This window comes from Falsirhodobacter xinxiangensis, from assembly GCF_004959935.1.
In the GTDB taxonomy this organism is placed as follows: Bacteria; Pseudomonadota; Alphaproteobacteria; order Rhodobacterales; family Rhodobacteraceae; genus Falsirhodobacter; species Falsirhodobacter xinxiangensis.
In genome coordinates this window covers 78,881-105,076 of sequence record NZ_SMYN01000009.1, presented here as the reverse complement: position 1 = coordinate 105,076, position 26,196 = coordinate 78,881, and the positions used below count along the sequence as shown (strand labels likewise).

Annotated in this window: 27 protein-coding genes; 15 read left to right on the top strand and 12 right to left on the bottom strand. The window is 65.9% G+C overall.

The annotated features are described in order from the left end of the window. Positions 1–4: 4 nt before the first annotated feature. Genes nuoN through E2K76_RS12380 form a run of 4 tightly spaced genes read left to right on the top strand, consistent with a single transcriptional unit; the run spans position 5 to position 4,622 of the window. Positions 5–1,441, top strand: a complete 1,437-nt coding sequence (nuoN, locus tag E2K76_RS12395; RefSeq protein WP_136684629.1) for an NADH-quinone oxidoreductase subunit NuoN — start codon at positions 5–7, stop codon at positions 1,439–1,441. After that, a complete protein-coding gene (locus E2K76_RS12390) occupies positions 1,431–2,168 on the top strand; it encodes a biotin--[acetyl-CoA-carboxylase] ligase (RefSeq protein ID WP_136684628.1) in 738 nt (245 codons plus the stop codon). Before nuoN ends, E2K76_RS12390 begins: the two co-directional genes overlap by 11 nt. A gap of 1 nt (position 2,169) precedes the next feature. Next, positions 2,170–2,949, top strand: a complete 780-nt coding sequence (locus tag E2K76_RS12385) for a type III pantothenate kinase (protein ID WP_136684627.1) — start codon at positions 2,170–2,172, stop codon at positions 2,947–2,949. Beyond that, positions 2,946–4,622: a ribonuclease J gene (locus tag E2K76_RS12380; RefSeq protein WP_136684626.1), complete on the top strand. Its 1,677-nt coding sequence runs from the start codon at positions 2,946–2,948 to the stop codon at positions 4,620–4,622. Before E2K76_RS12385 ends, E2K76_RS12380 begins: the two co-directional genes overlap by 4 nt. 30 nt (positions 4,623–4,652) lie before the next feature. Here E2K76_RS12380 and E2K76_RS12375 read toward each other — a convergent pair whose 3' ends face one another. Both E2K76_RS12375 and E2K76_RS12370 read right to left on the bottom strand, forming a co-directional pair. Beyond that, the gene (locus tag E2K76_RS12375) at positions 4,653–6,068 is read right to left on the bottom strand and encodes a DEAD/DEAH box helicase (RefSeq protein WP_136684625.1); all 1,416 of its coding nucleotides are present in this window, start codon (positions 6,066–6,068) and stop codon (positions 4,653–4,655) included. 133 nt (positions 6,069–6,201) lie between these two features. Further along, a complete protein-coding gene (locus tag E2K76_RS12370; RefSeq protein ID WP_136684624.1) occupies positions 6,202–7,800 on the bottom strand; it encodes a peptide chain release factor 3 in 1,599 nt (532 codons plus the stop codon). A 51-nt stretch (positions 7,801–7,851) separates the two neighbouring features. Between E2K76_RS12370 and E2K76_RS12365 the strand changes: the two genes are divergently transcribed. From E2K76_RS12365 to E2K76_RS12345, 5 genes are all read left to right on the top strand, one after another. Continuing rightward, entirely contained in the window at positions 7,852–8,625 is a 774-nt protein-coding gene (locus tag E2K76_RS12365) for an SDR family oxidoreductase (RefSeq protein ID WP_136684623.1), read from the top strand. A 119-nt stretch (positions 8,626–8,744) separates the two neighbouring features. Then, positions 8,745–8,963, top strand: a complete 219-nt coding sequence (locus E2K76_RS12360; RefSeq protein ID WP_246032955.1) for a twin-arginine translocase TatA/TatE family subunit — start codon at positions 8,745–8,747, stop codon at positions 8,961–8,963. A gap of 24 nt (positions 8,964–8,987) precedes the next feature. Continuing rightward, positions 8,988–9,500 carry a Sec-independent protein translocase protein TatB gene (tatB, locus tag E2K76_RS12355; protein ID WP_136684621.1) on the top strand — a complete coding sequence of 171 codons (513 nt, stop codon included), beginning with the start codon at positions 8,988–8,990 and terminating at the stop codon, positions 9,498–9,500. Further along, positions 9,500–10,321: a twin-arginine translocase subunit TatC gene (gene tatC, locus E2K76_RS12350; RefSeq protein WP_136684620.1), complete on the top strand. Its 822-nt coding sequence runs from the start codon at positions 9,500–9,502 to the stop codon at positions 10,319–10,321. The genes tatB and tatC overlap by 1 nt, the downstream gene beginning before the upstream one ends. Then, positions 10,318–11,154 carry an ATP-binding protein gene (locus tag E2K76_RS12345; RefSeq protein WP_136684619.1) on the top strand — a complete coding sequence of 279 codons (837 nt, stop codon included), beginning with the start codon at positions 10,318–10,320 and terminating at the stop codon, positions 11,152–11,154. Before tatC ends, E2K76_RS12345 begins: the two co-directional genes overlap by 4 nt. Here E2K76_RS12345 and E2K76_RS21055 read toward each other — a convergent pair. From E2K76_RS21055 to E2K76_RS12305, 9 genes are all read right to left on the bottom strand, one after another. Then, the gene (locus tag E2K76_RS21055; protein ID WP_342773635.1) at positions 11,151–11,288 is read right to left on the bottom strand and encodes a hypothetical protein; all 138 of its coding nucleotides are present in this window, start codon (positions 11,286–11,288) and stop codon (positions 11,151–11,153) included. The two genes, E2K76_RS12345 and E2K76_RS21055, sit on opposite strands and share 4 nt — an antisense overlap. An 18-nt stretch (positions 11,289–11,306) precedes the next feature. Then, complete coding sequence (locus E2K76_RS12340) at positions 11,307–12,710, bottom strand: choice-of-anchor L domain-containing protein (protein ID WP_342773634.1); 1,404 nt, start codon at positions 12,708–12,710, stop codon at positions 11,307–11,309. A gap of 105 nt (positions 12,711–12,815) precedes the next feature. Beyond that, positions 12,816–13,445: a dTMP kinase gene (tmk, locus tag E2K76_RS12335; protein ID WP_136684618.1), complete on the bottom strand. Its 630-nt coding sequence runs from the start codon at positions 13,443–13,445 to the stop codon at positions 12,816–12,818. A gap of 3 nt (positions 13,446–13,448) precedes the next feature. Continuing rightward, positions 13,449–14,633, bottom strand: a complete 1,185-nt coding sequence (locus tag E2K76_RS12330) for a D-alanyl-D-alanine carboxypeptidase family protein (RefSeq protein WP_136684617.1) — start codon at positions 14,631–14,633, stop codon at positions 13,449–13,451. Positions 14,634–14,704: 71 nt separating this feature from the next. Next, positions 14,705–15,046, bottom strand: coding sequence for a hypothetical protein (locus E2K76_RS12325; RefSeq protein WP_169053296.1), 342 nt, complete (start codon positions 15,044–15,046; stop codon positions 14,705–14,707). A gap of 55 nt (positions 15,047–15,101) precedes the next feature. Further along, entirely contained in the window at positions 15,102–15,263 is a 162-nt protein-coding gene (locus E2K76_RS12320; RefSeq protein WP_136684616.1) for a YqaE/Pmp3 family membrane protein, read from the bottom strand. Positions 15,264–15,438: 175 nt separating this feature from the next. Next, positions 15,439–16,197, bottom strand: coding sequence for an alpha/beta fold hydrolase (locus E2K76_RS12315; protein ID WP_136684615.1), 759 nt, complete (start codon positions 16,195–16,197; stop codon positions 15,439–15,441). Beyond that, complete coding sequence (locus tag E2K76_RS12310; protein ID WP_136684614.1) at positions 16,197–17,159, bottom strand: threonine ammonia-lyase; 963 nt, start codon at positions 17,157–17,159, stop codon at positions 16,197–16,199. The genes E2K76_RS12315 and E2K76_RS12310 overlap by 1 nt, the downstream gene beginning before the upstream one ends. Next, positions 17,156–17,986: an alpha/beta fold hydrolase gene (locus tag E2K76_RS12305; protein WP_136684613.1), complete on the bottom strand. Its 831-nt coding sequence runs from the start codon at positions 17,984–17,986 to the stop codon at positions 17,156–17,158. The genes E2K76_RS12310 and E2K76_RS12305 overlap by 4 nt, the downstream gene beginning before the upstream one ends. A gap of 276 nt (positions 17,987–18,262) precedes the next feature. On the opposite strand from E2K76_RS12305, the gene E2K76_RS12300 reads away from it, so the two are divergent. Together E2K76_RS12300 and E2K76_RS12295 are read left to right on the top strand one after the other, a co-directional pair. Beyond that, positions 18,263–20,038 (top strand): ABC transporter transmembrane domain-containing protein, encoded by a 1,776-nt coding sequence (locus E2K76_RS12300; protein WP_169053295.1) that lies wholly within the window; start codon positions 18,263–18,265, stop codon positions 20,036–20,038. A 69-nt stretch (positions 20,039–20,107) separates the two neighbouring features. Then, positions 20,108–21,997 (top strand): acyl-CoA synthetase, encoded by a 1,890-nt coding sequence (locus tag E2K76_RS12295; protein WP_136684612.1) that lies wholly within the window; start codon positions 20,108–20,110, stop codon positions 21,995–21,997. 30 nt (positions 21,998–22,027) lie between these two features. On the opposite strand, the gene tldD is transcribed toward E2K76_RS12295, so the two are convergent. Beyond that, entirely contained in the window at positions 22,028–23,449 is a 1,422-nt protein-coding gene (gene tldD, locus E2K76_RS12290; protein ID WP_136684611.1) for a metalloprotease TldD, read from the bottom strand. A gap of 141 nt (positions 23,450–23,590) precedes the next feature. On the opposite strand from tldD, the gene coxB reads away from it, so the two are divergent. The 4 genes from coxB to E2K76_RS12270 are packed head-to-tail and all read left to right on the top strand — an operon-like array spanning position 23,591 to position 26,190. Continuing rightward, positions 23,591–24,496 carry a cytochrome c oxidase subunit II gene (gene coxB / locus E2K76_RS12285; RefSeq protein ID WP_136684610.1) on the top strand — a complete coding sequence of 302 codons (906 nt, stop codon included), beginning with the start codon at positions 23,591–23,593 and terminating at the stop codon, positions 24,494–24,496. Between the two features lie 10 nt (positions 24,497–24,506). Then, complete coding sequence (gene cyoE, locus E2K76_RS12280) at positions 24,507–25,439, top strand: heme o synthase (RefSeq protein ID WP_136684609.1); 933 nt, start codon at positions 24,507–24,509, stop codon at positions 25,437–25,439. Beyond that, positions 25,439–25,624 carry a hypothetical protein gene (locus E2K76_RS12275; RefSeq protein WP_136684608.1) on the top strand — a complete coding sequence of 62 codons (186 nt, stop codon included), beginning with the start codon at positions 25,439–25,441 and terminating at the stop codon, positions 25,622–25,624. The genes cyoE and E2K76_RS12275 overlap by 1 nt, the downstream gene beginning before the upstream one ends. Continuing rightward, a complete protein-coding gene (locus tag E2K76_RS12270) occupies positions 25,621–26,190 on the top strand; it encodes a cytochrome c oxidase assembly protein (protein ID WP_136684607.1) in 570 nt (189 codons plus the stop codon). The genes E2K76_RS12275 and E2K76_RS12270 overlap by 4 nt, the downstream gene beginning before the upstream one ends. Positions 26,191–26,196 lie beyond the last annotated feature (6 nt).

The window sequence follows — 26,196 nt, the reverse complement described above, 5'->3', positions numbered from 1 at the left end:
AGAGATGACGCAAGCCGATTTTTCCACCATCCTGCCGGAATGCCTTCTGGCCTTCTATGCGATGGCGGCGCTGCTGTTCGGGGTCTCGGCCGGCAAGGACCGGATCGCGGGGCTGATCGTCTGGGCGACCGCCGGGCTGTTCGTGGCGCTTGCGCTGTGGATCGGCCTGTCGGGCGAGGGTGCGCGCACGGGCTTCCACGGGATGTTCAACGACGATCCCTTCTCGCGCTTCGCCAAGGTGACGATCCTGCTGTCCGCCGCCGCGGTTCTGGCGATGAGCCAGGATTACATGGCGCGGCGCAACCTGCTGCGCTTTGAATATCCGATCCTGATCACCCTTGCCGTGATCGGCATGATGGTCATGGTTTCGGCTGGCGATCTGGTCACGCTCTATATGGGGCTGGAGCTGCAATCGCTGTCGCTTTACGTCGTGGCGTCCATGCGGCGGGATTCGGCGAAGTCGTCGGAAGCGGGGATGAAGTATTTCGTCCTTGGCGCCCTGTCGTCCGGCCTGCTGCTTTACGGTGCGTCGCTGACCTATGGCTATGCCGGCACGACCCAATTCGCGGGCATCCTGTCCACGCTGGGCGGCGAGGCTCCGATCGGTCTGCTGTTCGGTCTGGTCTTCATGCTGTCGGGGCTGGCATTCAAGGTGTCTGCTGCGCCGTTCCACATGTGGACGCCGGACGTTTATGAAGGCTCGCCGACGCCGGTTACCGCGTTCTTCGCGACGGCGCCCAAGGTTGCGGCGCTGGGCCTTCTGGCGCGGCTGATGCACGACGCCTTCGGCTCGATCCCCGGCGATTGGGGGCAGGTCGTGGCGGTGCTGGCGGTCCTGTCGATCTTCGTCGGCTCTATCGCCGCCATCGGGCAAAAGGACATCAAGCGTCTGATGGCCTATTCGTCGATCGCGCATATGGGCTTTGCGCTGATGGGGCTGGCCTCGGGGACGGCTGCGGGCGTGCAGGCGATGCTGATCTATGTCGCGATCTATGTCACGATGAACGTCGGCACCTTCGCCTTCATCCTGTCGATGCAGAAGGACGGCAGGCCCGTCACCAGCATCGATTCGCTGAACATGTATTCGCGGCGCGAACCGCTGAAGGCGCTGGCGCTGCTGGTGCTGTTCTTCAGCCTCGCCGGGGTTCCCCCGTTTATCGGCTTCTTCGGAAAGTTCTATGTGCTGCGCGCGGCTGTCGATGCCGGGCTGGTCTGGCTGGCGGTTCTGGGTGTCATCGGCTCGGTCATCGGGGCGTTCTACTATCTTCGCGTCGTGTTCTTCATGTATTTCGGCAAGGAGACCGAGGGTCTGGATCGCGGAATGGCTCCGGTGCAATGGGTCATGCTGATGGGGTCGGCGGCGCTGGTGGCGCTGGGCATCATCAATCTGTTCGGCATCGAGGGCGTTGCGGCTTTGGCGGCGGAAACGCTTGTCCGCTGATTGGCCCAAGGGCGTACGCCGTCACCTGCTGGAGACGGTGGACAGCACGAACGCATACGGCCTTCGGCTTGACGCGCTGCCCGCATGGGTGGTCGCGGGCGAGCAGACGGCGGGACGTGGACGCAGGGGGCGGGCTTGGGCCAGCCCCCGCGGCAATTTCTATGGCAGTCTGATCCTCGCGCTGAACGAGCCGCCGGAGCAGGTGGCGCTGCGGTCCTTCGTCGCCGCGCTGGCGCTGCGCGACGCTTGTATCGCGCTGACGGATCTGCCCGAGGCATTCCGGCTGAAATGGCCGAACGACGTGCTTCTGAACGGCGGCAAGCTGTCGGGCATCCTGCTGGAAGCGCAGCCGGGTGGCAGGCTTGCCATCGGAATAGGGATCAACCTGATCTCGGCCCCGCCGCCCGCCGAGGTGGAAGCCGGCGCCGTTCCTCCGGTCAGCCTCTTGGCCGAAACGGGCGTGCGGGTCAGCCCGGAAGCGTTCCTCGACCGGCTCGCTCCGGCCTATGCCGCGCGCGAGGCGCAATTCCAGAGCGGCTTCGCGTCCATCCGAGAGGACTTCCTGAGCGTTGCGGCTCGGCTGGGCGAGACGATCATCGCCCGCACCGGGCAGATCGAGCGTCGGGGCGTCTATCGCACCATCGACGACAGCGGCGCCCTCGTCCTCGACTGCGCCGAGGGGCGGGTTGCGATCCCCGCCGCCGATGTCTTCTTCCACGGAGGATAGGATGCTGCTGGCCATCGACTGCGGAAACACCAACACGGTCTTTTCGATCTGGGACGGCACGGGCTTTGCCGCGACATGGCGGATCTCGACCGATCATGCGCGCACGGCGGACGAATATTACGTCTGGCTGACGGGGCTGATGCGCCTGACCGGTGTGACGGCCGAGGTCACGGATGCGATCATCTCCTCGACCGTGCCGCGCGTGGTGTTCAATCTGCGCGTCCTGTGCAACCGATACTTCAACTGCCGCCCGCTGGTGGTCGGCAAGCCCGAGTGCCGCCTTCCGGTCGCGCCGCGTGTGGATCAGGGAACGACCGTGGGGCCGGATCGGCTTGTGAACACGGTGGCGGGGTTCGCGCGTCACGGCGGCGATCTGATCGTGGTCGATTTCGGCACCGCGACCACTTTCGACGTGGTGGACAGCGACGGCGCCTATATCGGCGGGGTCATCTCTCCGGGCGTCAACCTCAGCCTTGAGGCACTGCACATGGCTGCCGCCGCGCTGCCGCATGTGGATGTGACCCGGCCACAATCCGCCATCGGCACGAATACGGTGGCCTGCATGCAGTCCGGCGTGTATTGGGGCTATATAGGCCTTGTGGAAGGTATCGTGCGCCAGATCAGGCTGGAACGCGACCGCCCCATGAAGGTCATCGCCACGGGCGGCCTTGCCGCGCTTTTCGATCAGGGGTTCGACCTCTTTGACAAGGTGGAGGACGATCTGACCATGCACGGTCTGGTCCTCATCCACGACTACAACATGGAACTGGACAGGGCATGAAAACCGAACGGCTGATCTATCTACCCCTTGGCGGCGCGGGCGAGATCGGCATGAACTGCTATGTCTACGGCTATGGCCCCGCGGATCGCGAGCGGCTGATCGTCGTGGATCTGGGCGTGACCTTTCCCGACATGGACACGACGCCGGGCGTCGATCTGATCATGGCGGACATCGCGTGGCTTGAAGCGCGGGTCGACCGGATCGAGGCGATTTTCATCACCCACGCGCACGAGGATCACATCGGCGCGCTGGGCCACCTGTGGCCGAAGCTGCGCGCCCCGGTCTATGCCCGCCGTTTCACGGCGACCATCGGGCGGCTGAAATTCGAGGAACACGGCCACCCGCGCGACGCGATCAAGACGGTGGGCGCGCGTCCCGAAACGGTCGAGGCGGGGCCCTTCCGCGTGCAGTTCGTGCCCGTCAGCCATTCGGTTCCCGAAAGCTCGGCGCTGGTGATCGACACGCCGGCGGGGCGGATCGTCCACTCGGGCGACTTCAAGCTGGACCCGGCCCCGATCGTGGGCGAGCCTTGGGACCCGGATGCCTTCGCCGCCATCGCTGCGGAACGTCCGGTCAAGGCGCTGATGTGCGATTCCACCAATGTGTTCAGCCTGCATCCGGGGCGTTCCGAAAGCACCCTCGGCGGGCCGCTGCGCGAGCTGATCGGCAATGCGCGCGGCATGGTGGTGGCGACGACCTTTGCATCCAACGTGGCACGTCTGAAAACGCTGGCCGAAGCGGCGCGGGCGTCGGACCGTTCCATCTGCCTTCTGGGCCGCGCGATGCGGCGCATGGTGTCGGCGGCGCTGGAATCCGGAGTTCTGACCGATTTCCCCCCGACGATCAGCCCCGAACAGGCGCAGGAAATCCCGCGCGGGAACCTGATGCTGCTGGTCACCGGATCGCAGGGCGAACGGCGCGCGGCGGCGGCGCAGCTATCGCGCGGCAAGTATCTGGGAATGGAAGTGAAGGAGGGGGATCTGTTCCTTTTCTCGTCCAAAACCATTCCGGGGAACGAGCGCGAAGTCGGCAAGATCATGAACGCGCTGTCGGAAAAGGGTGTGCGGTTGCAGGATGATGCGGGCGGGCTTTACCACGTCTCGGGCCACGCCAACCGGCCCGATCTGGTGACGGTGCATACGACGCTGAAGCCGAAGATTCTGATCCCGATGCATGGCGAGCATCGCCATCTGCGCGAACATGCCGAAATCGGCGCGGCGTCCGGCATCGTCAGCGGCATCGTGACCAACGGCACGATGGTGGACCTGACCGGCGACGCGATCAAGCTGGCCGAGCATATCGAGGCGGGGCGCACCTATCTGGACGGTTCGGTTCTGATCGGGGCCTATGACGGGGTCGTGCGCGACCGTATCCGCATGGCGCTGAACGGCCATGTCATGGTCACGCTGCTGATGGACGAAGCCGACGAGCCGCTGGGCGACGCCTGGGTCGAGGTGATGGGCCTGCCGAAACGCGGGCGCAGCGGGGCGGAATTGGCCGAACAGCTGGAAGCCGAGCTTGCGGACTTTCTGGACCGGTCGGGTGCCAAGATCATGCGCGACGACGACAAGCTGGAGGAAGGGCTGCGCCGCGCCGTCCGACAGGTCGCGGTGGAGGAGATCGGGAAGAAGCCCGAAGTCACCGTCGTCATATCCCGCCTGCAGGACGAATGAAAAAAGCCCCGGATCATCCGGGGCTTTCTTTTATTCTTCGGTTTCCGGCGCTGGCACTATGGCAAAGCTGCGAAGCAGGAAGTCGGGGACGTGATCGCCCAGACCCACGACGCGGTCATCGCCGCGCCGGTCGGCCCGAGGCGTTTCGACGCGTTGCGGTTCCGCCTGAACTTCGACGCGCGGCGCTTCCACTGCGGGCGCGCTTTCGGAGTTGCGGCCCCGGCTGCGCGAACGGCTGCGCGGGCGACGCTCGCTCTCGCCCTCGGGGGCGGCTGCGGTAGGCTCGGCCATGGTCACTCCTTCCGGCAGGTCGCCGCGCGGGATGGGCTGCTTCACGAGGTTTTCGATCGCGGTCACGTATTTCTCGTCATAGGGCGTCGCGATGGTGAAGGCCTTGCCCTTGCGCCCGGCGCGGCCCGTGCGGCCGATGCGGTGGACGTAATCCTCGGGGTGGGTCGGCACGTCGAAGTTGAAGACATGGCTGACGGTCGGGATGTCGAGGCCCCGTGCGGCAACGTCGGACGCGACCAGCAGTTGCAGGCGGCCTTCGCGGAAATCGTCCAGCGTCGCCATGCGCTGGCGTTGTTCCAGATCGCCGTGGATCGCACCGGCATTGAACCCGTGCTGTTTCAGCGATTTCGCGACGACGTCCACATCCATCTTGCGGTTGCAGAAGATGATCGCATTGGTGCAGCTTTCACCTTCGGCGCGGACCAGCGCGCGCAGCACCTGCCGCTTGTCGGCGAAGCTGCGATCCTTGCGGGACGGGGTCACCTGAATCAGCGCCTGTTCGATGGTTGAAGACGTGGAGTTCTGGCGCGCCACCTCGATCTTCACCGCGGCTTGCAGGAAGGTGTTGGTGATGCGTTCGATCTCGGGCGCCATGGTGGCGGAATAGAAGAAGGTCTGGCGCGTGAAGGGCGTCAGGCTGAAGATGCGTTCGATGTCGGGGATGAAGCCCATGTCCAGCATCCGGTCGGCCTCGTCCACGACCATGATCTGCACGCCGGTCAGCAGCAGCTTGCCGCGTTCGAAATGGTCCAGCAGACGGCCCGGCGTCGCGATCAGCACGTCCACGCCGCGGTCGATCAGCTTGTCCTGTTCACCGAAGGACACGCCGCCGATCAGCAGCGCCTTGGTCAGCTTGGTGTGCTTGGCATAGATATCGAAGTTTTCGGCCACCTGCGCGGCCAGTTCGCGCGTGGGCGCCAGCACCAGCGAACGCGGCATCCGCGCGCGGGCGCGGCCCTTGCCCAGCAGGGTGATCATCGGCAGCGTGAAGCTGGCGGTCTTGCCGGTGCCGGTCTGGGCGATGCCCAGCACGTCCTTGCCTTCCAGCGCATGCGGGATGGCCTGTGCCTGAATGGGGGTAGGGGTCTCGTATCCGGCTTCCTGCACGGCTTTCAGCACGCGGGGGTCCAGCGCGAGATCTGTGAATTTGGTCATTGGCGTCCTGAGTGATGCGGTATCGGACCGCATGGATGTATGGGACGCTACAATTTCCGGGCGCCCCGGCGTCATGTTCCGCCCCCTACAGGAAATTGAGGGGGCGGTCAAGTTTAGCGCGGGAATCCGCCCGTCAGACCATCATTTCCTTGGTCGCGGTCAGCTTCACGTCGGGATGATCGCGCTGCACGCGGTCGATGTCCCATTGCAGGCGGGTCAAGAAAACCGCGTCGCCATCGCTGTCGGTGGCCATGTGGCCCTTGTTGACGTTCGCCAGCTTGTCCACCGCCGGTTTCGGCCCCTGCACCCAGCGGGCCGAGGTGAACTGCGACGGCTCGAACCGGACGGGCAGCGAGTATTCCTGCTCGATCCGGGATGCCAGAACCTCGAACTGCAACTGCCCGACCACGCCGACGATGAAGCCCGAGCCGATTGCAGGTTTGAACACCTTGGCCGCGCCTTCTTCGGCGAATTGCATCAGCGCCTTTTCCAGATGCTTGGCCTTCATCGGATCGCCCGCGCGCACGCCTTGCAGCAGTTCCGGCGCAAAGCTGGGAATGCCGGTGAAGTGCAGGGCCTCACCCTCGGTCAGCGCGTCGCCGATGCGAAGCTGGCCGTGGTTCGGGATGCCGATGATGTCGCCGGCCCAGGCCTCCTCGGCCAGTTCGCGGTCGGCGGCAAGGAACAGGACGGGGTTGGACACCGCCATCTGTTTCTTGGACCGGACGTGCAGCAGCTTCATCCCGCGTTCGAAATGCCCGGATGCCAGACGGACAAACGCCACGCGGTCGCGGTGTTTCGGGTCCATGTTGGCCTGAACCTTGAACACGAAGCCCGCCACCTTGTTTTCCCCGGCATCGAGCTGGCGTTCCTTGGCATTCTGCGGCTGCGGCTCGGGGCCGTATTCGCCCATGCCGTCCATCAACTCCTTCACCCCGAAGGAGTTGATGGCAGATCCGAACCAGATCGGCGTCATATGCCCTTCAAGGAAGGATTGCCGATCAAAGGCGGGCAGCAGTTCGCGCGCCATCTGCACTTCCTCGCGCAGCTTCTCCAGCAGGTCGGCCGGGACGTGATCGGCCAGCTTCGGATCATCGAGGCCGGTGATCTTGATCGATTCCGCCACCTTGTTGCGGTCGGCGCGGTCCATGATCTCCAGCCGGTCGTGCAGCAGGTCATAGGCGCCGACGAAGTCGCGGCCCATGCCGATCGGCCACGAGGCGGGGGCGACGTCGATGGCGAGGTTTTCCTGAATCTCGTCGATGATTTCGAACGTGTCGCGGGATTCGCGGTCCATCTTGTTGCAGAACGTCAGGATCGGCAGATCGCGCAGGCGGCACACCTCGAACAGCTTGCGGGTCTGCGATTCCACGCCTTTGGCGCCATCGATCACCATGATCGCGGCGTCCACCGCCGTCAGCGTGCGGTAGGTGTCTTCCGAAAAATCGCTGTGGCCGGGCGTATCGACCAGGTTGAAGCGATACTGCCCGAATTCGAACGACATGGCCGAGGCGGAAACCGAGATCCCGCGATCCTGTTCCATCTTCATGAAGTCGGACCGCGTGCGCCGCGCTTCGCCCTTGGCGCGGACCTGTCCGGCCATCTGGATCGCCCCGCCGAACAGCAGGAACTTTTCGGTCAGCGTTGTTTTCCCGGCGTCGGGATGCGAAATGATCGCAAAGGTCCGGCGGCGAGCGATTTCGGGCGGAAGGGTCGGGCGGTTGTCCAGCATGGGCAGCGGCATACATCACGGCGCGATGCGCGTCCATAAGGGAGAGACGGGATGGACTTGGGTATTCGCGGCAAACGGGCTTTGGTTTGCGCCTCCAGCAAGGGTCTGGGTTATGGCTGCGCCGAGGCGCTGGCCGAAGCGGGCGTGGATCTCGTCATCAACGCCCGCGGGTCCGAGGCGCTGGAGGCGGCAGCCGAGCGCCTGCGCGGGCATGGCGTGAACGTGACGGCCATCGCCGCCGACGTGACGTCCGAGGAAGGCCGCGCCAAGGTGCTGGCCGAAGGGCCGTTCGACATTCTGGTCACGAATGCGGGCGGACCGCCCCCCGGCATCTGGTCGGATTGGACGCGCGAGGATTTCCTGAAGGCGCTGGATGCCAACATGCTGACGCCCATCGCGCTGATGACGGCCATCGTGCCGGGGATGGTCGATCGCGGATGGGGGCGGGTGGTCAACATCACCTCGCAATCGGTCAAGGCGCCCATCGCGCAGCTTGGCCTGTCGAACGCGGCGCGGACGGGGCTGACGGGCTATGTCGCCGGAACCTCGCGGCAGGTGGCGGCGCAGGGGGTCAATATCAACAACCTGCTGCCGGGCAGCCATGACACCGACCGGATCGCCGCGCTGAACAAGGCCGCGAGCGAGAAGCAGGGTGTGTCGCTGGACGATGCGCGCAGAGCGCATCAGGCGGGCATACCCGCAGGGCGCTACGGCACGGCGGCGGAGTTCGGGGCGATGTGCGCGTTCCTGTGTTCGCAACATGCCGGTTTCATCGTGGGGCAGAACGTGCTGCTGGACGGCGGCGCGACGGTCGCTACCATCTGAAGGCTCAACTTTCCGGGAACGCCGCCGCTTTCACCCTTTGAAAGCGGACGGCGGACGTTTAAAGATCGGGTCTGATCATTAGAACGGGCGGCGTGGCCGCCCGATGGAAGGAGATGGCCATGGGACGCTTTGGTATTACCGAGATCCTGATCATCGGTGTGGTCCTGCTGGTGCTGTTCGGGCGTGGCAAGGTTTCCTCGCTGATGGGTGAAGTCGGCAAGGGCATCACCGCGTTCAAGCGCGGCGTGAAGGACGGGTCCGAGGAGATCGAACAGCAGAAGGCTGCCGATGCCCGCGACGTGACCCCCGAGACGACGCCCGACCAGAAGAAAGTCTGATCGGTCCCATATAAAGGCTGATCCATGTTCGATATCGGGTGGAGCGAGCTCATCATGATCGGCGTCGTCGCGCTGATCGTCGTGGGCCCAAAGGACCTGCCGGAAATGTTCCGCACGCTGGGGCGGTTCACGGCCAAGGCGCGGTCCATGGCACGGGATTTTTCCCGCGCGATGGAAGACGTTGCCAAGGAGGCGGGCGTCGATGACGTGGCGCGCGATCTTCGCAAGGCGACCTCGCCGTCGGCGATGGGTCTCGATGCGTTGAAGACCTCTGCGACCAAGTTCGAGAATTGGGACCCGATGCGGAGCGTCAACGCGCTTCAGCGCACGCCCAAGGCCGAAGTGGACGCCGCACTGGCCAAGACGACGGCAGCCGCCGTGACGGCACCTCCCGTCGCGCCCGCGCCGCCGCCGGTGGTGAAGGCCGAAGCCGCGCCGCCGCGCCCGCGCCCCGAGCCGGTGCGCCGCCGCAAAGTCGTCGATGACCGCCCCGCGCGGCGGGCCGTTCCGCGCAAACCCTTGCCCAAGAAGCCGTGATGACCGACGAGATCGACGACAGCAGTGCCCCCCTTGTCGAACACCTGAAGGAACTTCGCACCCGGATCATCTGGGCGCTGGTCGCCTATGTGGTGGCGGTCTTCGCGATCTTCCCGTTCGCACAGCATGTCTTCAACTTCCTGTCGCGTCCGGTCTGCAACGCGCTGGCCGATCGCGGTCAGGATTGCGGACTGGTGATGATCAAGCTGCAGGAAGGCTTCTTCGTCTCGGTCAACATCGCGCTGTTCGGCGGGTTGGTCGTGGCGTTTCCGATCATCGCCTATCAGCTGTGGCGCTTCGTTGCGCCGGGGCTCTACAAGACGGAAAAGTCGGCCTTCCTGCCGTTCCTGCTGGCGTCGCCCGCGATGTTCTTCTTCGGCGCTGCCTTCTGTTTCTACGTCGTGCTGCCGACCGCCTTCGACTTCTTCCTCGGGTTCCAGCAAACCGCCCCGGCACCGGGCGAGGCGGGGGCACCCCCTGCGGGTATCGTATTCCAGGGCTCGGCACAGGAATACCTCGGGCTGACGATGAAGTTCATCCTCGCCTTCGGTCTGTGCTTCCAGCTTCCGGTGCTGCTGACGCTGATGGGGAAGGCGGGGCTGATTTCGGCGGCGGGTCTTTCGTCGGTCCGCAAATACGCCATCGTGGTCATCCTGATCCTTGCGGCCGTGGCGACCCCTCCTGACATCATGAGCCAGCTGATCCTGTTCGGTGCGGTCTATCCGCTCTATGAAATCTCGATCGTCATCATCCGCCGGATCGAGAAGAACCGCGAGGCGAAGCTGCGCGCCGAGGGTCTGTGGGTGGAGGACGAGGAGTGAGCGATCCGCTGATCCGCATCGCCGAGGCGCTGGAGCGGATCAGCCCGCCCCCTCCGGCCGCGCCCGATCTGAATGCCGCCGAAGCCTTCGTCTGGCACACCGCCCCCGACCGGCTGGAGCCGGTGGCCAAGGTGGCGCGTGTGGATGTCGGCCTGTTGGTCGGTGTGGACCGTGCCCGCGACATCCTGCTGGAGAATACCCGCCATTTCGCCAAGGGGCTTCCGGCGAACAACGCGCTGCTTTGGGGCGCGCGGGGGATGGGGAAATCATCACTGGTCAAGGCGATCCACGCGCAGGTCCGGGCCGAGGGGCTGGATCTGAAACTGGTGGAGCTTGCGCGCGAGGATCTGCCCTCGGTCCAGCGGCTGCTGGCGCATCTGCGCGCATCGGACAAACAGTTCGTGCTGTTCTGCGATGACCTTTCCTTCAGCCATGATGACCAGCATTACAAATCGCTGAAGGCCGTTCTGGATGGCGGGATCGAGGGGCGGCCCGAAAATGTGGTGCTTTACGCCACGTCCAACCGCCGCCACCTGATGCCCCGCGACATGATCGAGAACGAACGGTCCACCGCCATCAGCCCGTCCGAGGCGGTGGAGGAAAAGGTCTCCCTGTCCGACCGTTTCGGGCTGTGGCTGGGCTTCCACCCCTGCACGCAGGATGATTACCTTGCGATGATCCGCGGTTATTGCGACGCGCATGGGCTGCGCATCGACGAAAACACCCTGCGGGCCGAGGCGATCGAGTGGCAGGCGACCCGCGGCGCGCGATCGGGCCGCGTGGCTTGGCAGTTCTTCACCGACCTTGCCGCGCGGCACGGGGTCGCGATCTAGCTGGCCCAGGCGCGGGTTTCATGCGCCTTCAGCGTCAGCCGCGCCGCAGGGCCGTAGCCGAGGCAGGTTTCACGATCCAGCGTCGGGAACAGGCCGAAGATCTCCTCCTGCACGTCCCGGTCGAAGGACCGCATGGTTTCCGGGCCGGGGAGCTAGCTTTCGCTGTCCAGCCCATTCGCCGTGACGATCTGATGTCTGTCGAACAGGACGTGGACATAGGTGACATTGCCGCCCGTCCGGCGGGTGACGGTCAGATCGTTGACCAGGTCGCGCGCCTTGGCCAGCGCCTCGCCTTCGCCGAACAGAAGTTCGGCCCGGTGCCCTTCGATCAGAATGCGGTGATTGGGCGACAGTTCGATCGCATCGTGCCTGCCAAGCGCATTCGGGGCGATGGCGTTGGGGGCGAAGCGCCCCTCTGCTGCGACGGTGGAGGTTCCGATCCAGCGCAGGGGTTGCGGGCCGTCGTCGCGGGTCAGGACCATGTCTCCTGGGCGCAAATCCTCGATCCGCCGCGCGCCGCCGGGCGTCTCCAGCCGCGTTCCGGCGGTGAAGCAGGCAATGGTCGCGACATTGACGAAGCCCGTGTCCGACGCGGCGCTGCCATCGCTGGTGGTATAGCTGATGACCTCCGGCCCGTTTCCAGCGGATGTGATAGCAAGCGTGCCGTTCGGCAGCAGCCTGACCACGGTGCCGGAGGCGAGCGTGACGCTGTCCCCCGCCTTGACCGGGACGCCGTTGATATGGGTGATCGTCAGCGCGGTCTTCAGCGGGCCGATGTCGTTGGCCAGCACATCGACGATGCCCGTGGCGCCCTGTTTCAGCGCGATCTCGTCATCCTGCGCGACGATGCTGGTCTGGACGCTTTTCCCGGCGATCACGAGGTTGGAATCGTAGGTTGAATCGCCCGCATCGGCGATGCCGATCCAGATCGTGTTGTTGACTCCCGGCTTGACGGGGGCCTTCAGCGTCAGGGTCACGGTGAACCCGTCCATCTCGGTGTTGTAGGCGCCGTTGGCGTTGTCTTTGAAAAGACCGCGGTTCGCGCCCGTGGCGTTGATGTTGTTGATCGAGATGTCGCCGTTGCCGACCGTCAACTCGGCCCGCACGCCGTTGACATAGATGCCGACAGCGTCGTTGAATTTTCCGCCGACATATTCGGGATATTCCTCGGACGCGAAGACGATCTGCATCGTCAGGACCGACCCGTCCGGCACGAAGGTCGCCTCGAACACGGCGGCGTCATGGGTCGCCGTGCCTGCGATGGCGTTCAGATACGGGTTGTTGTCAGCACCCAGGGTGTTGGTCGAGGCATTGGTCTTGTTCGCGGTGTTCGCCGCCGTCGTGAAGGCGTCCGCCCGTCCGGTGGACAGGATGACGCCCGTATCGGAAGGCAGCACCCCCGGCGAGGTCGCAAGCCCGTTGCTGTAGATGCCCTTGGATGCGGCATCGCCAGAATATTTCGCAGAAATGACTTTCGTGCCGCTCCCGAAGATCGCATTCGCCATTTGGGTTGCGTTCACATTCGTGACGACGGGCAGCTTGACCGCTTTAACCATTCTAATTTTCCTGAAAGCACTCGCAGCCCAGCTGCGAACGGCGGCTCATGCCACGCCGCGATCGGGGCGTCCATCTCAGGGTTAACGAAAAGCTATTGGAAAACTTTAGGTTGCAGGTTTGCAACAGGCTGCCAGTGCAGCCAGCACTTGCTGCGCCACGATCTCGGGCGCAGAAGCCGCGTCGATGATCGCGTGGCGCTCCGGCGCGCTGTGGGCCTGATCCAGATAGGATTGGCGCACGCGGGAATGGAAGGCGAGGTCGAGGCTTTCGAACCGCCCTTCGTCCACCGCCTCGGCGCTGAGCCGTTTGCGGCTGCGCGACAGGCCGATGGCGGGATCGAGGTCCAGCACGATGGTCAGATCGGGCAGGATACCCCCCACCGCGCGGTCATGCAGATCGCGGATCAGCCCCGCGTCCATCCCGCGCCCCGCCCCCTGATAGGCGAGGGTGGAGCCGAGGAAGCGGTCCGACACCACGGTTCGGCCGGCATCCAGCGCGGGCCGGATCACGCGGCGCACATGTTCCACCCGCGCGGCGGTCATCATCAGCAGTTCTGACATCGGGTCCCACGCCGCGCCATCGCCCGCCAGCAGCAGCCCGCGCAGACGGTCGCCCTGCGGCGTGCCGCCCGGCTCGCGCGTGGTGAGCGCATCGGGGATGGCTTGGGCAATGGCGCGCACGACCCCGGTCTTGCCAGAGCCGTCGATCCCCTCGACCGCGATGAACCGCGCCAAGGGTCAGGAAGCCGGTTGTTCGGCGGGGGCAGGTTCGGCGGCGATGAAGCGTTCGGCCAGCACGCGGGCGGCGGTGGACAGGCGCGTGCCGAAGCCGCCATTCGCAACCGCAGCCTCGGCCAGCAGCGGAACGCGGGTTTCCGGCATCTCGGGGACGCGGATGATCAGTTCGGCAACTTGCTGGCCCTGCGCGACGGGGGCCGAGACCGGGCCGGTATAGACGATGTCCGCCGTGATCGCATCCTGGACCGAGGCGGGAACCAGCAGGTTCACCTCGGATTGCGTGACCAGCCCGACACGTTCGGTCTGGCCCAGCCAGACGTCGGCCTCGCCCACACGCTGCCCGGACCGGACCACGGTCTTCTGCACGAACTGGCGGAAGGCATAGTTCACGATCGCCTCGGATTCGGTCGCCCGGTCGGCATCAGATTGCAGCCCGGTCAGCACGAAGACCACGCGGCGGCCATCGGTCTTGGACACGGCCGAACCGGTCAGGCCGAACCCGGCCTCCTGCGTGTGGCCGGTCTTCAGCCCGTCCGCCGTCCAGTCGCCCGCGCCAAGGCGCAGCAGCGGATTGCGGTTGTTGGCATTGGACGGCACGCGGTTCTTGTAGTTGAACTCGGTCAGCGCGAAGTTTTTGTAAAGCTCGGGGAATTCGGTGATCAGGCGGGTCGCCAGCAGGCCGAGGTCATGCATCGACATCCGGTGTTCCGGGTGCGGCCAGCCCGAGGAGTTGGCGAAATGCGACGCCGTCATGCCAAGCTGCCCGGCGCGTTCGTTCATCAGACGGGCAAAGGCTTCTTCGGACCCGGCCAGCCCTTCGGCCACCACGACGCAAGCATCGTTGCCCGAGTTGATGATGATGCCGTGGATCAGCTCCTCGACCGTGGGGCGGTCGGCGGGTTCGACGAACATCTTCGATCCGCCCATCTGCCACGCCTTGGTGGATACGGGGAAGGTCGTCTCCATCGTGACGCGGCCATCGTGCAGCGCCTCGAACAGCATGTTCAGCGTCATCAGCTTGGACATGGACGCGGGCGGCAGGGGGGTGTTGGCGTTCTTGTCCAGAAGGACGGTCCGGGTCGTGATGTCATAGACCCACGCAGCCGTGGCACGGGTTTCGAACCCGTGGGCAAGCGCCGGAACAGCGGTCATGGCAAGGGCAAGCAGCAGCCGTTTCATCATCATCGTTCCTTGGCGCATCAAAAGTCGCGCGCATCATAGGGACGATGGCGGGGGGATGAAAGTCACCTTCGCGTTCAAAGACCCTGCAAAGCGTCCATGCACCCGGCCTCGTCGCCCGCGGCCATGGCCTGCCGGGCGCGTTCGATGGCGGCATCGCGGCCTTCGGCGGCGTCCTCGGCCGCGGTCGGCGCGCCGTCCTGCTGCGCCTGAACGTCGGCGGGCGAGGTGGCGATGCCCGGATCTGCGTTCAGCGGCGCGGTTGTGCCGTCCTTGGCGATGCCGGCCTGAGGCTGTTCCAGCGGGGCGAGCGAGCCGTCCTTGGAAATGCCGCCCTGAAGGCGCGCAAGTTCGGCGGCGCAATCGGCGCTGGCGGCCGTGGCGGCAAGGCACAACGCGGCGGACAAGATGAGTTTCATGGTTTCCTCCCGATTTGATCGGAGGGAAACAGTCATCCCGCGCGGCTGTTCCAGCCTATCTGCGTGCGATGATCCAGACCGCGTGGACGATGCCCGGGAGATAGCCCAGCAGCGTCAGCAATATGTTCAGCCAGAAGGCCCCACGGAAGCCGACTTGCAGAAAGACCCCGACCGGAGGAAGCAGGATCGCGAAGATGATACGGATAAGATCGCCCATGACCTGTATCTGGGGCTGGAAGCCTGGAGGTCAAGGTTTTCAGAAGCTTGGCTGGCTGCCGATCTGGGGCGCTGGCACGGGGCTGGCTGCCGGGATGGGTCGCTTGCTGCTTGAGGGGACGTGTAGCGCAAGCGAGGGGTGCGACAAATTGGACAGAAGCGCCCGACAGAAAGAGTCAGTGACCGATGCGCGACAGGAAATCACCGATCAGCGCGGCAAGTGCGCCCGGTTGTTCAAGGCAGGGCAAATGCCCCGCGCGCATCAGCCGGAACTCGGCGCCAAGGATCAGATCCGCCGTCTCGCGCGCCAGATCGGGCGGGACTGCACCGTCGCCGGTCCCGGCGATCACCAGCGTCGGCAGGGTCAGCGTGGCGGTGGTGGTGTAGAAGTCGGTGCCCGCCATCGCCGCCATGACGCCCGCATATCCGCTCGGATCGGTGCGGCGCAGCAGGGTGCGCGCCGCGTTTGCAGCGTCGCTTTCGCGGGCGGGACGCGGGAACCAGCGGTCGATCAGCGGCTCCACCAGCGGGTCCATCGCGGTGGCCGATTCCTGTGCGGCCTGCCATGCGGCGGGGGCGGGGATGCGCGCGGCGGTATTCGCCAGCACCAGCCCGCGCACGAGGTCCAGTCGCTTCACCGCCAGCCCCTGCGCGATCAGGCCGCCGATACCAATGCCGACAACCACCGCATCGCGGACCGAAAGCGCATCCATCAGCGCCTCGGCATCGCGGATCAGCGCGCCCATCGCATAGGGCGGCGGCGAGCAGGCGGAAAGGCCATGCCCGCGCATGTCGGGCCGGATGATGCGTCCCGGCAGCTGCACAGCGTCCCATGCCTGCAGCGACAGCCCCTCGGGGTGCAGCAACACCACCGGGGCACCGTGACCGGATTCGGCATAGTTCAGCGCGATGTCGCGAAGAGGCAGAAGCGGCATCAGCCCAGCCGTGCCAAGGCTGAAGCAAAGGTCGCAGGGTCCACGTTCCCGCCCGAGGCGACGCAGATCACCGTGTCCGCCTCGATCTCCGGCGCGTGGGACAATGCGGCGGCAAGGGCGACCGCGCCGCCCGGCTCCAGCACGATCTTCAGCCGCAGGAAGGCTTGAGCGACGGCGTCCAGCGCCTCGTCATCGGTGACGACGATGCCGGGACCGGCAAGGCGCGACAGGATGGGGAAGGTCAGCTCGCCCGGTTTCGGCGTCAGGATCGCATCGCAGATCGAGCTGGCGGGGCCGTTCGCCAGCCGCTCGTCCGCGAGGAGCGAGCGGGCCATGTCGTCGAAGCCCGCAGGTTCCGCCGTCCTCACGCGCAGGGCAGACCCTTCCAAGGCCAGCGCGATGCCGGAGGACAGGCCGCCCCCGCCGCAGCAGACAATGACGTCGGCGGCCTTCACCCCGGCGGCCAGCGCCTGTTCCGCGATCTCCAGCCCCGTGGTGCCTTGGCCTGCGATCACCTGCGGGTCGTCGAAGGGACGGATCAGCGTCAGGCCGCGTTCGGCGGCAAGGGATTCGCCGATGGCCTCGCGATCTTCGGTGGCGCGGTCATAGAGGATCACCTCGGCCCCCAAGGCGCGGGTATTGTCGATCTTCAGCTTCGGCGCGTCGGCGGGCATGACGATGACCGCGCCGGTGCCGTGCCGCGCCGCCGCCAGCGCGACGCCCTGTGCATGGTTGCCCGAGGAGATGGCGATCACCCCCCGCGCCCGTGTTTCGGGGTCCAGAGCCGACACGGCGGACCATGCGCCGCGGAACTTGAACGATCCGGTGTGCTGCAGGCATTCGGCCTTCACCAGCACCCGCCGCCCCGCGATCCGGTCGAGGTCGGGCGAGGAGAGAAGGGGGGTAACGCGCGCGTGGCCGCGCAGGCGTCCGGCGGCGGCTTCGATCATCTGGATGTTCATTGGCAGGCCTTCAGGAACTGGGCGATGGCGGCGATTGCGGGCGGCTCGTCAAGGAAGGGGATATGCGCGCGATCCGGCACCTCGGCGAAGGTCATGTCGGGGCGGCGGCGGCGCATTTCATTCGCGGTGGCGGTGGACAGCAGGTCGGAGTTCGCGCCACGGATCAGCGCAAGTGGCAGGCCGGCGGCGGCATCGAACAGGGGCCACGCGTCGAAGGGCGGGCCGTCCATCGCGGCGATGAAGGCGTCGCGCAGGGCGGGGTCGTAGGTGATGTGCAGCCCGGTCGCGGTTTCGCGATAGTGCAGCCGCGCTTCGGCCAGCCAACGATCCTGCGGGACATTGGCGAAGCCCGGCATCAGCGCGGGAAGGCGGGTTGCCAGCGCCTCATGCGTTTTCGCGGCGGGGTTGCGGCCAAGGTAGTCGAAGATGCGGGTCAGGCCCGTGCGCTCGATCGCCGGACCGACATCGTTGAGGCAGAGCCCGATGAGGCGGTCCTTTGCCGTCGCGGCCAGCGCGAGCCCGATCAGCCCGCCGCGCGAGGTGCCGAGGATTGCGGCCTTTGGGATGCCAAGATGGTCGAGCAGGGCAAGCGCGTCCCGCGCCTCTTGCGCGACGGTATAGGTGGGGGCGCCGGTGAAATCGGACGCGCCGCGCCCCCGGCAGTCCATGCGGATCAGGCGGCAGGGAGGGAGGTGCGGCTTCAGGTAGTCGAAATCGCCCATTGTCCGGGTCAGCCCGGCGAGGCAGAGGAGCGGAAGACCTTCGCCCTCGTCGCGAAAGGCGAGGCGGGCACCGTCGGGGGCTGCGAAATGCTGGAGCGCTGTCATGCTGGGATTGTTGCCACGGTCGCGCCCAAAGGGGAAGGGGCGCGCTCCTCGACCCCTCCACGAGGGAGGGCCCTCGTCGCGCGCGGACGCTTCGCGTCCTGCCCCTCACGCTGGCGGTGGCGTTGCGCCGGGGCATCGCCCCGGCGCCCGGCCCAACGTCGAGAAGGTGCGCGCAGCGCATCGACGAGTGGCGGGAGCGTTCCCGCGACCATTGCACGACTTGCCCCGGAGGCGCGCAGGGCCTAAACCCCGATCCGCATTCGATGGGGGAACGCGATGACCGATACCAGCCAGGCCGAACGCGCATCCTCGCGCCGCGTGGGCGCATTGCGCGCCCTGTCGCCTTTCCTCGCGCCCTACCGGATACTGATGCTGGGGGCCTTTGCTGCGCTGGTTCTGACGGCCTCGGTCAGCCTGATCCTGCCCATCGCCGTGCGGCGGGTCGTGGACGGGTTCACGACCGACACGGCAGAGCTTCTGGACCAGTATTTCGCGGCCTTCCTTGCCATCGCCGTCCTGCTCGCCATTGGGACGGGGCTTCGCTATTACCTCGTGACCCGGCTGGGCGAGCGGGTGATCGCAGACATCCGCCGTGCCGTCTTCGACCGCGTCACCGCCATGAGCCCCGGCTGGTTCGAGCGTATCCTGACCGGCGAGGTTCTGTCGCGCCTGACCACCGACACGACGCTGATCCTGTCGGTCATCGGCTCCTCCGTCTCCATCGCGCTGCGAAACCTGTTGATGCTGGTGGGCGGGCTGGCGATGCTGTTCGTGACCTCGGCCAAGCTGACGGGGCTGGTGCTTTTGCTGGTGCCGGCGGTCGTCGTGCCGATCGTGGTGCTGGGCCGCCGCCTGCGCAAGCTGAGCCGCGCCAATCAGGACTGGATCGCGCAATCCTCGGGCAATGCGTCCGAGGCGCTTTTGTCCGTCGCCACGGTTCAGGCCTTCACGCAGGAGGGTGCGGTGCGCGGTCGCTTCGGCGATCTGACCGAGAAATCCTATGATGCCGCGAAACAGCGGATCACGACGCGGGCGTTGATGACGGTCATCGTCATCTTCCTCGTCTTTGCGGGCGTGGTGGGGGTTCTCTGGATCGGGGCGCGGGACGTGCGTGCGGGCGGGATGACCACGGGCGAGCTGGTGCAGTTCGTCATCTATGCCGTGATGGTCTCCGGTTCGGTCGGGGCGCTGTCGGATATCTGGGGCGAGTTGCAGCGGGCGGCGGGGGCGACGGAACGTCTGACCGAGCTGCTGGCCGCCGAGGACCCGGTGCAGGACCCCGCCGTGCCGCAGGCGCTTCCGCGTCCGGCGCGGGGCGAGATCGTGTTCGACGACGTGCATTTCCACTATCCCGCGCGGCCCGGGCAATCGGCGCTGGACGGCGTGACGCTGCGGATCGCACCGGGCGAGACTGTGGCGCTTGTCGGCCCCTCGGGAGCGGGAAAGACGACGATCCTGCAACTGCTGCTGCGCTATTACGATCCGCAATCGGGCACGGTCAGCATCGACGGCGTGGACCTGCCGACCATGGCGCGGGACGATTTCCGGCGCGACATTGCGCTGGTGCCGCAGGACCCGGTCATCTTCGCCGCCAGTGCGCGGGAAAACATCCGCTTTGGCCGTCCCGACGCCACGGATGCCGAGGTGGAGGAGGCCGCCCGCGCCGCCGCCGCGCATGATTTCCTGACCGCGCTGCCCGAAGGTTACGACACCTATGTGGGCGAGCGGGGGGTGATGCTGTCGGGCGGGCAGAAGCAGCGCGTGGCGCTGGCCCGTGCGATCCTGCGCGATGCGAAGATCCTGCTTTTGGACGAGGCGACCTCGGCGCTGGATGCGGAATCGGAACTGGCGGTGCAGCGCGCGGTCGACAAGCTGGCAGAGGGGCGCACCACGCTGGTCGTCGCGCACCGGCTGGCGACGGTGAAGAAAGCGGACCGGATCGTCGTGTTCGATCATGGGCGCATCGTTGCGACCGGCACGCATGACAGTCTTGTGGCGGAGGGGGGGCTTTATGCCCGCCTTGCGCAGCTGCAATTCACCGCGGCGGCGTGACGCCACGCCACGCCTTGCAATGATGGGCGAAAACGTCATCCTCGGGACCGGGGAACGGAGAGGATCGACATGACAGGTTTCGCATCGCGGGCGGATCTGGTGGCCATCGAGGCCGAGGCGGCCTGGAAGGATCGTGACGTGGCAAAGACCATGCACGAATTTCTGGACCGGGCGCGGCGCGCCCATGGGCCGCGGCCTGCGATCACCTATCGGCTTTTCGCGGACCCGAAGACCGGGGCCGAAACACTGACCTGGCAGCAGCTTCATGCGCAGGTCTGCCAGGCGGCGAACCTGTTCCGCAGCCTTGGTGTGGGGCGGCAGGACGTGGTCGCCTTCGTTCTGCCGAATGCGCTGGAGACGGCTGTGACCTTGCTGGGCGGGGCGGTCGCGGGGATCGTGAACCCGATCAACCCGCTGCTGGAGCCGGAGCAGATCGCGGCGATCCTGCGCGAGACGAAGGCGAAGGTCGTCGTGACGCTGAAAGCCTTTCCCAAATCCGACGTGGCGCAGAAGGTCGGCGCGGCTTTGGCCGAAGCGCCGGGCGTGACGACGGTGATCGAGGTGGACCTGCTGCGCTATCTTGCGCCGCCGAAACGGTGGATCGTGCCATTCCTGCGCCCGAAGAATCCGGCCGCGCATGGGGCGCGGGTGATGGATTTCGCCAAGGCGATCGCGGCGCAGCCGGCGGAACTGACCTTTGACGATCCGCCCGAGGATCGGGTGGCGGCCTATTTCCACACCGGCGGGACCACGGGGATGCCGAAGGTCGCGCAGCACAAGGTGTCGGGCATGGTCTATAACGGCTGGATCGGGCAGCGGCTTCTGTTCCGACCCGACGATGTCGTCATGTGCCCACTGCCGCTGTTTCACGTCTTTGCCGTCTATCCCATCCTGATGTCGATGATCGCATCCGGGGCGCAGATCGTGCTGCCGACGCCTGCGGGGTATCGCGGGGACGGGGTGTTCGACAATCTGTGGAAGCTGATCGAGAAACACCGCGCGAGCTATCTGGTGACGGTGCCGACGGCGCTGGCGGCGCTGATGCAGCGCAAGATCGACGCGGATGTGTCGTCCTTGCGGTCGGCGTTTTCGGGCTCGGCGCCGCTGCCGGTGGAACTGTTCAATCGGTTCGAGAAGGCGACGGGGGTGCAGGTCATCGAAGGCTATGGCCTGACGGAATGCACCTGCCTTGTGTCGGTGAACCCGCCGGGCGGGGCGAAGAAGATCGGCTCGGTCGGGCTGCCCTTTCCGCATACCGAGGTCCGTATCCTGAACGGGGAACGGGTGTGCGACGTGGACGAGGTGGGCGAGATCTGCGTGTCGAACCCCGGCGTGTTCGAGGGTTCGACCTATACCGAGCTGGACAAGAACCGGGGGCTGTTCTCGGGCCGGTTTCTGCATACCGGCGATCTGGGGCGGATCGACGCGGACGGGTATCTATTCATCACCGGGCGGGCGAAGGATCTTATCATCCGGGGCGGGCACAACATCGACCCCGCGCAGATCGAGGCGGCGTTGATGGAGCATCCCTCGGTCGCGTTCGTGGGAGCGATCGGCCAGCCGGATTCCCACTCCGGAGAGTTGCCCTGCGCCTATGTCGAATTGGTGGCGGGCGCGGAGGTCGGGGCGACGGAGCTGATCGATTTCGCCCGCGCGCGGATCTCGGAGCGCGCGGCTGTGCCGAAGCATGTCGAGGTGCTGGACGCGCTGCCGAAGACGGCGGTTGGCAAGGTTTTCAAGCCCGACCTGCGGCGGATGGCGATCAAGCGCGTCTATGACGCGGCGCTGGCCGAAGCCGGGCTGCAAAGCCGGGTGACGGGCGTGGTCGAGGACAAGAAGCTGGGGCTGGTGGCGATGCTGGCGCCGAAGGCGGAGGACGCGCGCGTGCAGGAGGCGCTGCGCTGTTTCACGCGGCCCTGGGACTGGGCGGGGGAAGCGAAAGGCTCTGCGTCCCCATAGGGGACATTCGCCTTTCGCTGCTGCCGCGGTCTAGGTTGCCGATCCGCCCACGGTCAGGCCGCCGATCATGAGGGTGGGCTGGCCGACGCCTACCGGCACCCACTGGCCCGATTTGCCGCAATTTCCGATGCCGGGGTCCAGCGCCATGTCGTTGCCGATGGCGCGGATCTGCTTCATCGCCGTCGCGCCGTCGCCGATCAGCGTCGCGCCCTTGATCGCCTCGCCCACCACGCCGTTCCGCACGCGATAGGCTTCGGTGCAGGAGAAGACGAACTTGCCGTTGGTGATGTCCACCTGACCGCCGCCGAAGCCGACGGCATAGATGCCGTCCTTCAGGCTGGCGAGGATGCCGGCCGGATCGTCCTTGCCACCCAGCATGTAGGTGTTGGTCATCCGCGGCATCGGGATGTGGGCATAGCTTTCGCGGCGTCCGTTGCCGGTGGGTAGGGCGCCCATCAGGCGGGCGTTCTGGCGGTCCTGCATGTAGCCGGTGAGGATGCCGTCCTCGATCAGCGTGTTGCGGGCCGAGGGCGTGCCTTCGTCGTCGATGGAGATGGAGCCGCGGCGGTCCGGGAGGGTGCCGTCGTCCAGCACGGTGACGCCGGGGGCGGCGATGCGCTGGCCGATCAGGCCCGAGAAGGCCGAGGTGTTCTTGCGGTTGAAGTCGCCTTCGAGCCCGTGGCCGACCGCCTCGTGCAGCAGGATGCCGGGCCAGCCGGGGCCGAGCACGACGTCGAACGCGCCGGCGGGGGCAGGGACAGCATCGAGGTTGACCAGAGCGATGCGCAGCGCCTCGCGCACGATCCCTTGCCAATGCGCGGGCTGCATCAGGCGTTCAAGGCCGAAGCGCCCGCCGCCGCCCATGCCGCCGGATTCGCGACGCCCGTCCTTTTCCACGATGACCGAGACGTTGATGCGGGCCATCGGGCGGATGTCGGTCAGGCGCAGACCTTCGGGGCGCAGGATCTCGACCTCCTGAAAGCTGGCGGAGATGGTGGCGGAGACCTGCACGACCTTGGGGTCGAGCGCGCGGGCGAAGGCGTCGATCTCGCGCAGCGTCTCGATCTTGACCGCGAAGGTGGCGTCGGCCATCGGGTCGGCATCGGTGTAAAGGTGGGTGTTGGTGCCTTTGGGGGGCAGGGCGAGCGTGCCGCCGCCATCGCCCACGGCAAGGCGGGCCGTTTCCAGCGCGCGGCGCAGGGCGGATTCGGAAATCTCGGTCGAATGGGCGTAGCCTGCGACTTCTCCGCGCACGGCGCGCAGGCCGAAACCTTCGGAGGCATCGTAGCTGGCGGTCTTGATGCGGCCGTCATCCAGCACCAGCGCCTCGGACCGGCGGCGTTCAAGGAAAAGCTCGCCATCGTCGGCGCCATGCGTGGCCTCGCGCAGGATCGCAAGGGCGGTCGTCTCGTCCAGCAGGGTGTCGAACGGACGGAAGGGGGCATCGGTCATGGGGCGCCTGCTTTGTTTTGCTTGTCGATTGAGCGGTAATATGGTTTTCACGGAAAAGGGAAACAACGGGATTCTGCCCGATATCGCGGGTGGGAGGAGAACGCGGCACAAAAAGCCGCGATACGGGAACGGGATATGAAAATGCGACCTCTGACCTCCGTTTACGGGTTTGCCGTGGGTCTGGCAGCGACATTCGCGGGTGGCACGGCCATCGCGCAGGGGCTGGAAGTGGTGGGACGGCCCACCCCCGGTGCGACCGGATTCCAGCCGGCGGCGACGGAACTGGCGCGGGACCTGCAGGGTCTGGACCACATGCTGCTGATCATCATCGGCGTGATCACGGTGTTCGTGACGGCGCTGCTGATCTGGTGCATCGTCCGGTTCAACACGCGCGCCAACAAGACGCCCGCGACCTTCACGCACAATTCGCCGCTGGAGATCGCGTGGACCATCGTGCCGATCCTGATCCTTGTCTTTATCGGGGCGTTTTCGCTGCCCGTGCTGTTCAAACAGCAGGAGATCCCGGAGGCCGAGCTGACCATCAAGGCGACAGGCAACCAGTGGTACTGGTCCTATGAATATGTCGATGACGAGATCGCTTTCGACAGCTTCATGATCGGTGGCGAGAGCAAAGTGCGCAGCCCCGAGATCGAAGCGGAGCTGACCGCAGCGGGGTATGAGCCTTCGGACTTCCTGCTGGCGACGGATACGGCGGTGATCGTGCCGGTGAACACCACGGTCGTGGTTCAGGTGACGGCGTCTGACGTGATCCATTCCTGGGCCATGCCTGCCTTCGGCGTCAAACAGGACGGCGTTCCGGGACGTCTGGCGGAACTGTGGTTCAGCGCGGACCGCGAGGGCGTCTATTTCGGCCAGTGTTCGGAGCTTTGCGGCAAGGACCACGCCTATATGCCGATCACGGTCAAGGTCGTCTCGCAACAAGTTTACGACGAATGGCTTGCAGCGGCCAAGGCGGAGGGTGGATATGTCCCGCTTCCGACCGAAGTTGCATCGAATGGCGGCCCGCTGACCGTGGCCGCCAACTAAGGATACTGGCATGAGCGACATCAACAGCTTCGAAGGAACCGGCGATGCCGGTTTCAACGACTACTTCTCGCTTTTGAAGCCGAGGGTGATGTCGCTTGTGGTCTTCACCGCGATGGTGGGGCTTCTGGTCGCGCCGGTGGGGGTTCATCCGCTGGTGGCGCTGGCGTCGATCCTGTTCATCGCGCTGGGCGGCGGGGCTTCGGGCGCGCTGAACATGTGGTGGGACGCCGATATCGACGCGGTGATGAAACGCACCCAAAGCCGCCCCATCCCCGGCGGGCGGATCGCGCCGGGCGAGGCGCTTGGCTTCGGGCTGGCGCTGTCGGGCATTTCGGTGATGATGCTGGGGCTGGCCGCGAACTGGTTTTCGGCGGCTTTTCTGGCGTTTACGATCTTCTTCTATGTCGTCATCTATTCGATGTGGCTGAAGCGGACGACGCCGCAGAACATCGTGATCGGCGGGGCTGCGGGGGCGTTTCCGCCCATGATCGGCTGGGCCGTCGCAACGGGCGGCGTGTCGGTCGAAAGCGTGCTGATGTTCGCGCTGATCTTCATGTGGACGCCGCCGCATTTCTGGGCGCTGGCGCTGTTCATGAAGTCGGATTATTCGGCCGCCAAGGTTCCGATGCTGACCGTGACGCATGGGCGCAAATCCACGCGGAAGCATATTCTGGTCTATACGCTGCTGCTGGCGCCTGTGGCGATCGGCGCGGGGTTCACGTCGATCGGCGGGCCGATCTATGTTGCGGTCGCGGTCGTGCTGAACGCGATGTTCATCTGGGGCGCGTGGCGCATCGTCCGGCGCGAGGAGGCGGAGGCCGAGGCCGACGGATACAAGGTCGAGAAGAAGGTCTTCGCCTTTTCCCTGATGTATCTGTTCCTGCATTTCGGCGCGTTTCTGGCCGAGGCCGCGCTGAAGCCCTGGGGATTGGGAGGCTGGTGATGTTTCGCGAACACGAACTGCACAAGCGGCGTTTCGGGCGCAACATGGGGCTGGGGATCGTGCTGGCGGTGTTCGTCGCGCTGGTCTTTGGGCTGACCGTGGTGAAAGTGACCGAGATCGGCGAGAAGGACGGCTTTCAGGGCGTGACCGGAACGGCGGTCCTGCCGGGGGAGGCGACGCGATGAACGCGCAGCAGAAGACGGCCTTGCGCCTTGCGGGCGTGGCGGTGGTGATGTGCGGGCTGTCTTTTGCGGCGGTGCCTTTCTATGACTGGTTCTGTCGGGTGACGGGGTTCGCCGGGACGACCGCGCGGGCTGAATCCGCATCGGATACCGTGCTGGACCGCGAGATCACGGTGCGCTTCGATGCCTCGCTGGACAAGGGGATGCCTTGGACATTCAAGCCCGCCCAGCGCCAGATGACGTTGAAGATCGGCGAGACGGGGCTGGCCTTCTATGAGGCGTCGAACCCGACCGACAAGCCGATTGCCGGGACCGCGACTTATAACGTGGCACCGGATGCGGCGGGCGGGTTCTTTGCCAAGATCGACTGTTTCTGCTTCACCCAGCAGGTGTTGCAACCCGGCGAGACGGTGCAGATGCCGGTGACCTTCTATGTCGATCCTGCGATGGTGGACGACCGGGAAGGCAAGTTCGTCAACCACATAACCCTGTCCTACACTTTCTATCAAACCGACCTGCCGCAAGAGCAGGCCGCGCTTGCCCCCGCAAAGGGCAGCACGCTACAGTAAGCTACG

What these genes read in the sequence shown, in the direction of transcription:
- nuoN (WP_136684629.1), top strand. Translation starts at nt 5, where the DNA reads ATGACGCAAGCCGATTTTTCCACCATCCTGCCGGAATGCCTTCTGGCC.
- E2K76_RS12385 (WP_136684627.1), top strand. Translation starts at nt 2,170, where the DNA reads ATGCTGCTGGCCATCGACTGCGGAAACACCAACACGGTCTTTTCGATC.
- E2K76_RS12380 (WP_136684626.1), top strand. Translation starts at nt 2,946, where the DNA reads ATGAAAACCGAACGGCTGATCTATCTACCCCTTGGCGGCGCGGGCGAG.
- E2K76_RS12375 (WP_136684625.1), bottom strand. Translation starts at nt 6,068, where the DNA reads ATGACCAAATTCACAGATCTCGCGCTGGACCCCCGCGTGCTGAAAGCC.
- E2K76_RS12370 (WP_136684624.1), bottom strand. Translation starts at nt 7,800, where the DNA reads ATGCTGGACAACCGCCCGACCCTTCCGCCCGAAATCGCTCGCCGCCGG.
- E2K76_RS12365 (WP_136684623.1), top strand. Translation starts at nt 7,852, where the DNA reads ATGGACTTGGGTATTCGCGGCAAACGGGCTTTGGTTTGCGCCTCCAGC.
- E2K76_RS12360 (WP_246032955.1), top strand. Translation starts at nt 8,745, where the DNA reads ATGGGACGCTTTGGTATTACCGAGATCCTGATCATCGGTGTGGTCCTG.
- tatB (WP_136684621.1), top strand. Translation starts at nt 8,988, where the DNA reads ATGTTCGATATCGGGTGGAGCGAGCTCATCATGATCGGCGTCGTCGCG.
- tatC (WP_136684620.1), top strand. Translation starts at nt 9,500, where the DNA reads ATGACCGACGAGATCGACGACAGCAGTGCCCCCCTTGTCGAACACCTG.
- E2K76_RS21055 (WP_342773635.1), bottom strand. Translation starts at nt 11,288, where the DNA reads ATGCGGTCCTTCGACCGGGACGTGCAGGAGGAGATCTTCGGCCTGTTC.
- E2K76_RS12340 (WP_342773634.1), bottom strand. Translation starts at nt 12,710, where the DNA reads ATGGTTAAAGCGGTCAAGCTGCCCGTCGTCACGAATGTGAACGCAACC.
- E2K76_RS12330 (WP_136684617.1), bottom strand. Translation starts at nt 14,633, where the DNA reads ATGATGATGAAACGGCTGCTGCTTGCCCTTGCCATGACCGCTGTTCCG.
- E2K76_RS12325 (WP_169053296.1), bottom strand. Translation starts at nt 15,046, where the DNA reads ATGAAACTCATCTTGTCCGCCGCGTTGTGCCTTGCCGCCACGGCCGCC.
- E2K76_RS12320 (WP_136684616.1), bottom strand. Translation starts at nt 15,263, where the DNA reads ATGGGCGATCTTATCCGTATCATCTTCGCGATCCTGCTTCCTCCGGTC.
- E2K76_RS12315 (WP_136684615.1), bottom strand. Translation starts at nt 16,197, where the DNA reads ATGCCGCTTCTGCCTCTTCGCGACATCGCGCTGAACTATGCCGAATCC.
- E2K76_RS12310 (WP_136684614.1), bottom strand. Translation starts at nt 17,159, where the DNA reads ATGAACATCCAGATGATCGAAGCCGCCGCCGGACGCCTGCGCGGCCAC.
- E2K76_RS12305 (WP_136684613.1), bottom strand. Translation starts at nt 17,986, where the DNA reads ATGACAGCGCTCCAGCATTTCGCAGCCCCCGACGGTGCCCGCCTCGCC.
- E2K76_RS12300 (WP_169053295.1), top strand. Translation starts at nt 18,263, where the DNA reads ATGACCGATACCAGCCAGGCCGAACGCGCATCCTCGCGCCGCGTGGGC.
- E2K76_RS12295 (WP_136684612.1), top strand. Translation starts at nt 20,108, where the DNA reads ATGACAGGTTTCGCATCGCGGGCGGATCTGGTGGCCATCGAGGCCGAG.
- tldD (WP_136684611.1), bottom strand. Translation starts at nt 23,449, where the DNA reads ATGACCGATGCCCCCTTCCGTCCGTTCGACACCCTGCTGGACGAGACG.
- coxB (WP_136684610.1), top strand. Translation starts at nt 23,591, where the DNA reads ATGCGACCTCTGACCTCCGTTTACGGGTTTGCCGTGGGTCTGGCAGCG.
- cyoE (WP_136684609.1), top strand. Translation starts at nt 24,507, where the DNA reads ATGAGCGACATCAACAGCTTCGAAGGAACCGGCGATGCCGGTTTCAAC.
- E2K76_RS12275 (WP_136684608.1), top strand. Translation starts at nt 25,439, where the DNA reads ATGTTTCGCGAACACGAACTGCACAAGCGGCGTTTCGGGCGCAACATG.
- E2K76_RS12270 (WP_136684607.1), top strand. Translation starts at nt 25,621, where the DNA reads ATGAACGCGCAGCAGAAGACGGCCTTGCGCCTTGCGGGCGTGGCGGTG.